We start from the raw sequence: 10,293 nt of genomic DNA on the forward strand, positions 1-10,293 counted from the left end.
CCTGGAAAACCGGACCGGAGTTCGGCCCTGAAATTTACACCACCTTGACGGACGCTATCCGTTAGCAGTTAGCCTCTGACCAGTGGCTGCGACCCACTGGCAGGTGGACTGCCCCGGCTCCTGTAGGCAATCCTGCCCTGCTATCAAAGACGACTCGATCCATTTTCCCAAACCTTGCGACTACGATGTTATGATTTTCGAATTTATGCCGTAAGGGATTCAATTCATGAGCTACGTCCTAGCCACCACTGAGAACATTGTCCGCTGGTACGTCTACGACACAGCAGATGCAAGCAAAGGCTTCGAGCTGATCAACGAGCTGGATCTGGTGAAAGTGCCGCAGCTGACAGACAAGGAAACAGCCAAGCACTACGGCAAGGCACTTGGTCTGAATACCTGGCGATACGTAAAGCTGTAGGCAGATGCCAAGGAACCGTGACGATGACTACTTCAGAGATTGCCCACAAGCAAGAGCCGGTGCATTTCAGCCCGTCAAGTGCGTAAGTGGTCAGAGCATCGGCCTAAGCCGACGTTCTGCTAGATCGGATGGAGCGGCCGGTATCCGACTGTCAGCTGCCCTTGTCGCCTGGTTAACCGAGGATGACCGCTTTCAGTTGCCGTCTAGGACAGCTCCCGACCCGTTACTGTCATTCAGATCGCAGCGACGTCAAGGGCCGTTCTCAAAAGTCCAACAGTCATTCGCTCACGCAGCGTCGGCTGCAGCACCGCCGAGAAAAACCCCCTTCCTCGCGCGGCAGGACCGAAAGGGATTGACCTCCTTAGACGTCGCCGCCGACTGTGGCATGGGCCGGGACTTTGAATAATCTTCTGCCGACTCGACAAGTTTGCCGGTTGAGGCGATAGTTTGCTCGCGATCTGTTCCAGGAGCAAAGTGACATGAGTGAAAAAACACGGGGAGAGAGGCTGGCCGCCGACATTGCCGCAGGGATGGCCAAGTTGACAACAGCGGAACTGGTCAAAACTGCCCCGGGCAAAACAATTTCCAACCTAAACTGAGAGACCCCCGACATGCGGGCTAAGTGGAAGGCGGCAGTCACTAGGCTCAACACATTCAAAGATTAGCTCTGGACGGCGGGGGATAACGATGAGCTTACAAAGGCCCTCTTTAGAGTAACACGGGTTCATTTCAATGCAGGCGTGCGATTTTTTCTTCACGTATGCGATAATTTTGCACCACACGCTAAGTCTCTAACAACAAACCTTCGATCAAATATGATTAGCCTCCTGCATATTTCTGATCTGCACCGGGACTCGGGAAGCAGGATAACAACGGAATCATTGTTGGAGTCATTGCGCCTTGACAGGGAACGCTATGTCAATGAAGGCCTCCCGACGCCTGATCTTGCAATCGTCAGCGGCGATATTGTTTACGGTGTCAATACCAGCGACGCGGACAGCGACGCGGCGCTAAAGCGGCAATATGATGAGGCCCATGACTTCCTCGCCCGCCTGGCAGACACGTTCTTCTCCGGTGACCGCGAGCGGGTGATTCTGGTGCCGGGAAATCACGACGTAAGTCATCCTCACGTGATGCGCGCAACGGAAACGGCAGACCTGCCGACCGAATCTGAAAAGCGCAAGATGCTTGCTCGCGAACTCGCTTCTGAGACCAGTGCCTGGCGTTGGGTGTGGGCTGAGTTCGCGCTTCGGCGAATTGTGAGTCCCGAGGAATACAACCGCCGGATGGAACCCTTCGCGTTGTTCTTTAAGACGTTCTATGAAGGCAGACGCGAGTTCTCGGTTGATCCGGCTGCCCAATTTTCGCTGCACGACTTTCCTGACCTGGGCGTAGTGATTGCCGGGCTGTCGAGTTGCGCCGATAACGATCTCTTTAACCGCTCGGCGCGAATCCATCCCGACAACGTTGCCCGCGTTACCCGTGAGGTCGCGGCCTACGTGAAAAAGGGGCGTCTGCCGATTGCCGTCTGGCATCACAACCTGGCAGGCGGCCCGAAAGACTCCGACTATCTCGACGCGGAGTTCCTGCAGACGTTAATGGATGGCCATTTTTCAATTGGCCTGCACGGCCATCAGCATCGCCCTCAATACCTTGAGCACCGGTTCACTGCGGACAAGAAGCGAGCGCTCACGGTGCTCAGTGCGGGTACGCTATGTGGCGGTCCGCAAAGCCTCCCTACCGGCAGACGGCGATCTTACAATGTCGTTACCATCGACCGTGAAAAAAGCTCTGGAGCATTACACGTTCGCGAAATGACAAATAACTCGTTCAGTCTGCCCGTCTGGGGTGCGGCTTATGTACCCGAATTCGAAGGTTCGAGCATGACGTTTGAGATGACGATGGCTGTGCGGCTCATCTCTCCGATTCAGGCAGCGGGAGAGGCGGCGGAACTTCTCCGGGCGGGTGACGCCCAGGGTGCGGCCAAGCTCGCGGGAAAATATCCTGACGAGCCGTATGCGCGGCGAGTCGCACTTGAAGCGCTGACATCCATCGGTGACTGGGCGGGCATCCGCGAGTTCTGCACCGTGCCGCAATCCAACCCGGAAATCATCGCCTTGTGTGAAGCGCTGTACCTGTTGGGCGAAAAACCGGCGTTGAGAGAATTCATTGCTCAGGAAGCCGTTGCAAACAATCAAGATGCCGCAGTACGGATCAGTGTTGAAACAGCTAAAGCGCGTGTCGGGGTGAATTGATAATGTCAAAAATTCCATTTCAGGTCGAGACGACGCGAGTTCTCGAGATTCTGTCCAAGCAAATCTATGATTCGCCGTATGCCATGGCCCGTGAAAATGTGCAGAACGGCTATGACGCGGTACTCATACGTGCTAGCAAGGAAGGGCGTAGCCCGTCCGAATTTTCGGTGAAGATCACGGCCACGCCCCAGCGCATTGAGATCTGCGACGAAGGTATCGGCATGTCAGAGCAGGTGCTTCGGGAAAACTTCTGGCGTGCCGGCTCATCGGGCAAAAACAATGACGAGGCTCGGGCTGCGGGCGTCATCGGCACATTTGGCATCGGTGCGATGGCGAACTTTGGTGTTTGTGAACGGCTCCAGGTAGACACGCGGGAATCCGGTTCTGACACCGGGATTCGCACTGTTGCGGTCAAGAGCGAACTGACGATCGGGTCGGACTGCATTTCAATGGAGCCGATCGATTCGCCACTCCCTGTTGGAACCACGTTGACGGCAGATATCAGCCCGTCAGCACCCCTCAACGTCGACGCATTGCGAAATTACCTGAGGCCCTTTGTCCAGTTCCTCACGATTCCCGTTGTTTTCAATGGCGAGCTACTTAGCCAGCAGGATCCCCGCGAAGCTGCAGGAATCGGAGCGGGCTGGCGGTTGTTGGCGCGCAAGGAACACATCTGCGTTGGCGGCACAGCCTTCGACGCAAACCTGCTCAGCGACGGAAGACAGATAGCCGTTGTTGCCGAGAACTTCGCCATTGACGGAAGGCCGTCGGCCGGCGGGATGTGGCTTCGGCAGGGCGCAGGACAAATCATGGGACTTCGATCCAGATTCGGCCTGGCCCCGGCACCCCTGCCCACGTACTACCAGCTTGGTGGCTATATTGATTTCCCTTTCCTTACCCCGACGGCCGGCCGCGAAGCCTTGACGAGGGAGTCAATCCAGACATCGTCGCAGCTTGTCCCGCCTCTCGAGGAGGCTCTGAGCGAGGCAATCAAAGACACAGACCTTGCCGACAGTCTGCCGCTGTTCCAGCAGCATCTGCTTATCCTGAACCGGATTCAGTGGGCAAACCGCGTAAGCATACAAATGAGCCCGGGGGACAACCGCGTCGAACTTGGCAAACTGCGGGAAGCCTTTCCGAACGTCGATCTGCACTGGTACGCGGGCCAGGACCCGGACACGATAAACACCTTTTCCAGCGAAGATAATCCACTGGTCCGGGTGAGTCAGCAAAGTCCGAGACGCGAACTACAAAATCGATATCTCAACGAGATCGTTCAACTGAAAGAGATTCCCCAGACTGCCACAGTGCTCGCTACTTACGCACCGAGCGAGCTCACATGGGAAGAGGTATCGCTTACTTTCTCGATAGCGCGCGTGCTGAGAGCGGACTATCTCATCGACGAAGTCGCGGTCGAATGGGTGAAAATCGGTTACAACGTGCCGATGTTGACCGAGATGGTCGGAGAGCGTCTGATCATCAGGCTGTCGAGGTCGTGGGGCGCAGTGCAGGCGTTGCTCCGCGTCATAGAAGCAACGCCAGATGTCGGCGATGGCATGACAAAGGATTTTGTACGCGTCCACATCTATGACAAGATCAAGGCGTTTGTCCCTTCGTCGCAACGGGCGGGACTCGACGCTCTTCAGAAAACGCTTGCGAGACGACGTGAACTGTACCGCCTGGAGATGGACGACCGGGGCGAACTCGAGCCTTTACTCGCGGAATATCTCGCGGGGAAAGTGGAACTGGGCCAGGTTTTGACCGCCGCCGCACAGGTGAGCTCCGCTCAAACACAGCGAGTCAGTAGCGATGTCGTCGGCAACGTCGAAAATGTACTGAACGACGTGGTCAATGCAGCGGTAAGTCCGGAGCCTGTCCAGGCCATCTCGGCTCCAATGGCGGGATCTCCAATTCTTCGACTCGACACAGAGTTGAGGGAGAGACTGTTGACTACGGACAGGGAAGTCGCTCAACTCAATAATCACCGTATGTTCCTGGCACTCTCTGACCGACTGTTCCAGCTCGAACGGGATTTCTTTACGTTCCCCCATTCGACACAAGTTGCATGGGCCGGGCGACGGATCGTATTTCTGTTCGGGTTAGCCAACTCGCCGCAGAATCTTTACTACGATATCGAACTTCGCGGCGCCAGGAACGCAGGTGCAGCAGGGGGATGTCCATTGATCACGACAACGATCGTGACGAAGAACAAAATCTTTGTACCTGTTCCGCCCGCGCTTATGGATTGTTTCAAGGTGTCCGACGACCCGGTCGAGTTTTACGTACGCTTCGATATGCTGGGTCATAAGTAGTGGGTGGAAAAGTTTGACCCGACCCGAGGCTGTGCGGCTGGGGGCGAGATCCCGCCCTCGCCCACGGCTACCCTCGCGGTGCAACTATCAACTCCAGACGCCGGAGTTCCAGCTCAACCGCTGGCGACCACTCCGCTCATCCGTCGTCATCTGCCCTTCTTGGTTTATATGATTCGTACTCTGGTCACAGCGGGCTTTTTGACCCGGTTCAAGGCTGACTGACAATGAGGCTAGCCCTGTTTATCGCGCGACGACATATCGCTAAGCTTCCTTTACGGCCGCTGACCGATGCGGAGCGGTCGCTCGAATGACCGTACGACGGTGCATGCGAGCGACGGTTTGTGGCCGAGTACAGCCGTAGGCTGGCACGAGGTGCCCCGGCCAGGAGTCGGCATTGTAGGCATCACCTTTCCTCAAGCCACGAGATTAGTTGTCGAATCTGAGCGATGATTTCATTGGTGTCACCGTCGGTCCGACCGATCTTGTCATAGCGACGAAGCGCTTCACGGCAGTAGCCGAGGGCAAGTTCGGGACTCTCTTTAGCATACGCGTGACAAAGGTGATAACTGGCCTTATATGGAGTAAAAATGCACATATTTCCGTATGAGATTGCTCCTGCTATGTTCATGATTTGTTAGCAGTAATATTTACGCCTCGGCTCCGGCTGGGGTGTTTTTATATGGACTATCGCAGGACTCTTGATCAGAGACTCAGTTTGTCACTGACAGCAACTTAGCCAAAGTGGTCGCATGCTATTAGACCGCTAACATGCTTTAAGCGGTCTATTCGTGCTGCCAAGGCAATACAGGACAGCCCTTTCGTTACAGCTACGGAATGTTCGACCCGGTAGCGTAGCAATCGACTGGAGCCCCTGGTGAGTCTCTATGTTGCAGGGGGCGCGCTAAGTTGGGCTGGAGAATGCATCGACAGCATGGTACGGAGCCAGTAAAGCAATGCAAAATTTAAGCATTTACTTAAATATAAATTGACAATTTGCCACAAAAGTTGCCATTTGATTTTTGTATGACATATTTATATTGAATATTTGTGTCTGTCTTGAAACAATGAGTGCAATGTCATTGAACTCATTGTGCAACATGGCTTCTCCTCCTTCTGAACCTCCATTCGCTGCAGATCGTCAAACGACCCCGCAAGACTTAGGGCTGCTAGGGCTAGTGCTACTGGCACAGTTCCACGGGGTCGCCGCCGACCCGGACCAACTGGCCCACCAGTTTGCTGTCAATGGCAACCGCTTCACGGAAACTGACTTATTGCTGGCGGCCAAGTCGCTTTCCCTCAAGACATCGTTTGTCCAGCAACCGCTGGAGCGTCTTGCGCGCGTCAACCTGCCCGCCATGGTCATGCGTGATGACGGAGAGCACCTGATCCTGGCGCGGGTAGAGGGTGACAAATACCTGGTGCATGACCTGAAGGCCGGCAGGCCGTTGGTGCTGTCAGAAGCGGACTTCACCGCTCGCTATCAGGGAAGGTTGTTGATGATGGCCTCGCGTGCCTCGGTGGCCGGGTCGCTGTCCAAATTCGACTTTACCTGGTTCATCCCTGCCATTGTCAAATACCGCCGCCTGTTGCTGGAAACGCTGGCAGTGTCATTGGTACTACAGCTTTTTGCCCTGATTACGCCGCTGTTTTTCCAGGTGGTGATGGACAAGGTACTGGTACATCGTGGCTTTACCACGCTGGATGTCATTACCGTTGGCCTGCTGGTGATCTCGCTGTTTGACATAGTCCTGTCAGCGCTACGTACCTATGTGTTTTCTCACACCACCAGCCGTATCGATGTCGAGCTGGGAGCCCGCCTGTTCCGCCACCTGCTGGCACTGCCACTGGCGTATTACGAGGCGCGCCGGGTTGGTGACACGGTAGCGCGCGTGCGCGAGCTGGAGAACATCCGCAACTTCCTTACCGGTCAGGCGCTGACCACGGTGCTGGATCTGCTGTTCTCGGTAGTGTTTCTGGCGGTGATGTTCTACTACAGCGGCTGGCTCACCCTAATCGTGCTGGTCTCGCTACCGTGCTATGCCATCTGGTCTGCATCCCTGACCCCGCTATTGCGTCAACGGCTGGACGACAAGTTCGCCCGTGGTGCCGACAACCAGGCTTTTCTGGTGGAGTCGGTCAGCGGCATGGCCACGGTCAAAGCCATGGCGGTAGAACCTCACATGACACGGCGCTGGGACAAGCAACTGGCGGCGTATGTGGCGGCCAGTTTCCGTGTCACGCGGCTGGCCAATATCGGCCAGCATGGCGTGCAACTGATCCAGAAGCTGGTAACCGTAGCCACGCTGTGGTTAGGTGCCCGGCTGGTCATCGAAGGCCAGCTGTCCGTGGGCCAACTGGTGGCCTTCAATATGCTGGCCGGCCAGGTAGCTGCCCCGGTAATCCGTCTGGCCCAGTTGTGGCAGGACTTCCAGCAGGTGGGTATTTCGGTAGAGCGCCTGGGCGATATTCTCAATACCCGTACCGAACTTTCCGCCAGCCGTGCCGCCTTGCCGGCCATTCAAGGCCAGATCCAGTTTGACGATGTCGGTTTCCGCTATCGCCCCGATGGCCCGGAAATCCTCAAAGGCCTCAGCCTCGCCATCAAGCCGGGCGAAATCATCGGCATCGTTGGCCGCAGCGGCTCGGGCAAGAGCACGCTTACCAAGTTGGTACAACGCCTGTATGTACCGGAACGTGGCCGGGTCCTGATTGATGGTAACGACCTGGCCTTGGCTGATCCGGCGTGGTTACGCCGTCAGATCGGCGTGGTGCTGCAGGAAAACCTGCTGTTCAACCAGAGCGTACGCGACAACATCGCCTTGGCCGACCCCGGTATGCCACTGGAGCGCGTTATTCAGGCCGCCAGACTGGCCGGCGCACACGACTTCATCATGGAGCTGGCCGAAGGCTACGACACCATCGTTGGCGAGCATGGCAGCAATCTGTCCGGCGGCCAACGTCAGCGTATTGCCATTGCCCGTGCCTTGGTCAGCAACCCGCGCATCCTGATCCTTGACGAAGCCACCAGCGCCCTGGACTACGAGTCCGAACGCGCAATCATGCAGAACATGCGTGCCATTTGCCAAGGCCGCACCGTGCTCATCATCGCCCATCGCCTGTCCACCGTGCGCCATGCGCACCGCATCGTGGCCATGGATAAAGGGCAGATCGTGGAAAGCGGCCTGCACGATGAGCTTGTTCGTAAAACGGGGGGCTACTACGCCCACCTGCACAGCCTGCAGCAAGGATAAGGGGCCGCCATGAAACATCTGCTGCTGGGACTGAACGATCTCATTCAACGTTACCGTCTGGCCTTCAAGGCCAGCTGGGATATCCGCGACACCCTCGACCCGCCGCCCCGGCGCGACGACGAACTTGCCTTTCTGCCGGCCCACCTCGAACTGACCGACACCCCAGTCTCGCCGCTGCCGCGCTGGAGTATGCGCATCATCGTCGGGCTGTTCGGCGTTGCCTTGCTGTGGGCCATCGTCGGCCAGCTCGACATCGTCGCCGTCGCCGGCGGCAAGACCATCACCGGCGGGCGCACCAAGATCATCCAGCCGCTGGAAACCGCCGTGGTCAAGACCATTCACGTCAAGGACGGCCAGCACGTCAAGGCCGGGCAACTGTTGGTGGAACTCGACGGCGTCGGCGCCGGCACCGATGTGCGCAAGGCCGGCGAGGCGCGGGACACCGCCCGCCTCGCCACCTTGCGCTACCAAGCGCTATTGGACGCGCTCGATAGCGGCCAGCTGCCTCGGTTGGGCGCGCTAGATGGCGTGACCGAGAACCAGCGGCTGGCCGAGGAAACCCTCGCCGTCGGGCAATGGCGCGCCTACCTCGCCAAGCGTGACGCGCTCGGCGCTACGCTACGCCAGCGCGAAGCCGAACTCGCCACTACCCGCCAACTGGTCACCAAGCTCGACGCCACCGCCCAGATCGCCCAGGGCCGCGAACAAGACTACAAGAATCTGCTAGAGCGCAACTTCATCTCCCGCCACGCCTACCTGGAAAAACAGCAAGACCGCATCACCCAGGAAAGTGATCTCGCGGTACAACAGAGCCGGCTGCAGGAAATCCAGGCCGCCATCGCCAACCAGCGCCAGGAACTACAGGCGCTGACCGCCGAGTTCCGCCGCGAAGCGCTCGACCAGCTGCGCAGTGCCCGCGACCAGATCACCCAATACAGCGCCGACGCCAGCAAATCCAGCCAGCGCCAAGCTTGGATGACGCTCACCGCGCCGGTGGCCGGCACCGTGCAGCAACTCGCCGTACACACCGTCGGCGGCGTCGTCACCGAAGCCCAGCCCCTGCTGGCCATCGTGCCCGACAACGAAACGCTGGAAGTTGAGGCACAGATCGAAAACAAGGACATCGGCTTCGTCAAACCGGGCCAGCCCGCCACCGTCAAGATCGAAAGCTTCCCCTACACCCGCTACGGCTACCTGGAAGGCAAGGTCGACACCGTCAGCCATGACGCCATGCAGGACGAGAAGAAGGGGCTGGTCTACCAGGCGCGCATCAAGCTCAACCAGACCCACCTGATCATCGATGGCACTAAGGTGAATCTCACCTCTGGCATGGCGGTGAGCGCGGAGGTGAAAATCGGCAAACGGCGAGTGATCGATTACTTCCTGAGCCCACTGAGGGAATATGCGGGGGAGGGGATGAGGGAGAAGTAGAGCTAGCTGAAAGATATGACTAATTTTACTATTTATTATTTTTCTGATTTTTTTGAGAATTCTCTTGGGTTGGGAGAGCTATGAGATTTTTTTGATTGGTGGCTGATCTTTGTGTGCTGGGTTTTGTTTGTAAATCTACATTGCTTTCTAATGCTAATGGTGCTTGCGGTGCTGAGACGTTAATTGATGGTGCGCCATCTTCGTGTTTGTTGAAGCCAGTTTTACTGGATGATGATACTAGTTGTTTTTTATGTTTTTTATGTTTTATGTCGTTTTATTTTACAAGGTGTTCTCTAATGTTTTGTGGGATAGTATCTTTTTCGATTTTGGCGTGAGAAATCTATGCCTGACATCTAGAATGGCTCGAGTAGCAGTAATGTTATTTGGCTGAGTCAGTATAAAGTGTTATCGGCTTAGTGTTTTTCAGTGTCGACGTCTCGGAAATTTTTGAGCGAAAGCTGCAAGTTATAAATTTGTTCAACGGTGAAATAAATCAGCATGTTTACATTAACAACTCTAACCTGACCCAGGTCGGAAATGCCATGAAACGGCAAGAAGGCATAGCGCATTCCATTACCCATAAGTCCCTCGCCAGCCGTTACCATCTCGTCCTGACAAGCGAAAGG

Annotated in this window: 6 protein-coding genes; 5 read left to right on the forward strand and 1 reads right to left on the reverse strand. The window is 56.4% G+C overall.

The features are described 5' to 3' along the window. Positions 1 to 226 precede the first annotated feature (226 nt). From IE083_RS14470 to IE083_RS14490, 5 genes are all read left to right on the forward strand, one after another. Positions 227 to 418, forward strand: a complete 192-nt coding sequence (locus tag IE083_RS14470; protein ID WP_189354737.1) for a hypothetical protein — start codon at positions 227 to 229, stop codon at positions 416 to 418. Positions 419 to 1,233: 815 nt separating this feature from the next. Then, complete coding sequence (locus IE083_RS14475) at positions 1,234 to 2,673, forward strand: metallophosphoesterase family protein (RefSeq protein WP_189354739.1); 1,440 nt, start codon at positions 1,234 to 1,236, stop codon at positions 2,671 to 2,673. Positions 2,674 to 2,675: 2 nt separating this feature from the next. Further along, positions 2,676 to 4,985 (forward strand): ATP-binding protein, encoded by a 2,310-nt coding sequence (locus tag IE083_RS14480; RefSeq protein WP_189354740.1) that lies wholly within the window; start codon positions 2,676 to 2,678, stop codon positions 4,983 to 4,985. A 1,097-nt stretch (positions 4,986 to 6,082) separates the two neighbouring features. Next, positions 6,083 to 8,236: a type I secretion system permease/ATPase gene (locus tag IE083_RS14485; protein WP_189354742.1), complete on the forward strand. Its 2,154-nt coding sequence runs from the start codon at positions 6,083 to 6,085 to the stop codon at positions 8,234 to 8,236. A gap of 9 nt (positions 8,237 to 8,245) precedes the next feature. Then, complete coding sequence (locus IE083_RS14490; protein WP_189354744.1) at positions 8,246 to 9,667, forward strand: HlyD family type I secretion periplasmic adaptor subunit; 1,422 nt, start codon at positions 8,246 to 8,248, stop codon at positions 9,665 to 9,667. Positions 9,668 to 10,080: 413 nt separating this feature from the next. Here the strand turns inward: IE083_RS14490 and IE083_RS15895 are convergent. Then, a partial coding sequence (locus tag IE083_RS15895; RefSeq protein WP_229799775.1) for a hypothetical protein occupies positions 10,081 to 10,293 on the reverse strand: 213 nt, incomplete at its 5' end.

The organism is Vogesella fluminis (assembly GCF_014652335.1).
In the GTDB taxonomy this organism is placed as follows: Bacteria; Pseudomonadota; Gammaproteobacteria; order Burkholderiales; family Chromobacteriaceae; genus Vogesella; species Vogesella fluminis.